2 rRNA genes are annotated in these 1,906 nt (G+C 54.5%); both read right to left on the bottom strand.

The annotated features are described in order from the left end of the window. A 5S ribosomal RNA gene (gene rrf, locus ACIP1U_RS32540) occupies positions 1-84 on the bottom strand; the annotation flags it as partial. A gap of 113 nt (positions 85-197) precedes the next feature. Beyond that, a 23S ribosomal RNA gene (locus tag ACIP1U_RS32535) occupies positions 198-1,906 on the bottom strand; the annotation flags it as partial.

Raw genomic sequence — 1,906 nt, 5'->3', positions numbered from 1 at the left:
ATCCGCACTATCATCGGCGCGGAGTCGTTTCACGGACCTGTTCGGGATGGGAAGGGGTGGTTCCAACTCGCTATGGTCACCAGGCATAAGGGGTTGTGGCGCTGGGGTTGAGGCCAGCGTCACGAATCGGGATGTAGTTGGGGTTGTGCGTATCTGGCACAAGGCGATTCACTCACCAGGCAAAACACACTGGTTATAGGATCAAGCCTTACGGGCAATTAGTACTGGTTAGCTTAACGCATTACTGCGCTTCCACACCCAGCCTATCAACGTCCTGGTCTCGAACGACCCTTCAAGGAGGTCAAGCCTCCAGGGAATCCTCATCTTCAGGCGAGTTTCCCGCTTAGATGCTTTCAGCGGTTATCTCTTCCGTACATAGCTACCCTGCGATGCCTCTGGCGAGACAACAGGTACACCAGCGGTACGTCCACTCCGGTCCTCTCGTACTAGGAGCAGCCCCCGTCAAGATTCCAACGCCCACGGCAGATAGGGACCAAACTGTCTCACGACGTTTTAAACCCAGCTCACGTACCTCTTTAAATGGCGAACAGCCATACCCTTGGGACCGGCTACAGCCCCAGGATGAGATGAGCCGACATCGAGGTGCCAAACACCGCCGTCGATATGAACTCTTGGGCGGTATCAGCCTGTTATCCCCAGAGTACCTTTTATCCGTTGAGCGATGGCCCTTCCATTCAGAACCACCGGATCACTATGTCCTGCTTTCGCACCTGCTCGACTTGTCGGTCTCGCAGTTAAGCACGCTTTTGCCATTGCACTTTAGGTACGATGTCCGACCGTACCAAGCGTACCTTCGAACTCCTCCGTTACACTTTGGGAGGAGACCGCCCCAGTCAAACTGCCTACCATGCACTGTCCCCGACCCGGATTCACGGGCCAAGGTTAGAACCTCAAACAAACCAGGGTGGTATTTCAAGGACGGCTCCACGTGAACTAGCGTCCACGCTTCAAAGCCTCCCACCTATCCTACACAGATCGGTTCAAAGTCCAATGCAAAGCTACAGTAAAGGTTCATGGGGTCTTTCCGTCTAGCCGCGGGGAGATTGCATCATCACAAACACTTCAACTTCGCTGAGTCTCGGGAGGAGACAGTGTGGCCATCGTTACGCCATTCGTGCAGGTCGGAACTTACCCGACAAGGAATTTCGCTACCTTAGGACCGTTATAGTTACGGCCGCCGTTTACCGGGACTTCAATCAAGAGCTTGCACCCCATCATTTAATCTTCCGGCACCGGGCAGGCGTCACACCCTATACGTCCACTTTCGTGTTTGCAGAGTGCTGTGTTTTTATTAAACAGTCGCAGCCACCATTTTATTGCAACCCCTTCACCCTTCTGGCGCAGGCCAGTCAAGCTACCAGGGCGTACCTTATCCCGAAGTTACGGTACCAATTTGCCGAGTTCCTTCTCCCGAGTTCTCTCAAGCGCCTTAGAATACTCATCTCGCCCACCTGTGTCGGTTTGCGGTACGGTCTCGTATGACTGAAGCTTAGAGGCTTTTCTTGGAACCACTTCCAATTGCTTCGCAGCACTAGGCCGCTCGCCCCACATCCTTGAATCCCGCGCCCGGATTTGCCTAAGCGCCTTCTCCAATGCAGGGACCGGGACTTCCAACACCCGGACAACCTTCCGCGATCCGTCCCCCCATCGCATCATACGACGGTGCAGGAATATTAACCTGCTTCCCATCAGCTACGCATCTCTGCCTCGCCTTAGGGGCCGACTCACCCTACGCCGATGAACGTTGCGTAGGAAACCTTGGGCTTACGGCGAGGGGGCCTTTCACCCCCTTTATCGCTACTCATGTCAGCATTCGCACTTCTGATACCTCCAGCATCCTTTACAAGACACCTTCACAGGCTTACAGAACGCTCTCCTACCACGC

It is taken from the genome of Cupriavidus sp. NPDC089707 (genome assembly GCF_044748965.1).
Taxonomy (GTDB): domain Bacteria; phylum Pseudomonadota; class Gammaproteobacteria; order Burkholderiales; family Burkholderiaceae; genus Cupriavidus.
Note: the sequence above shows the minus strand (reverse complement) of the source record. Positions and strands in the feature narration are given on the sequence as shown.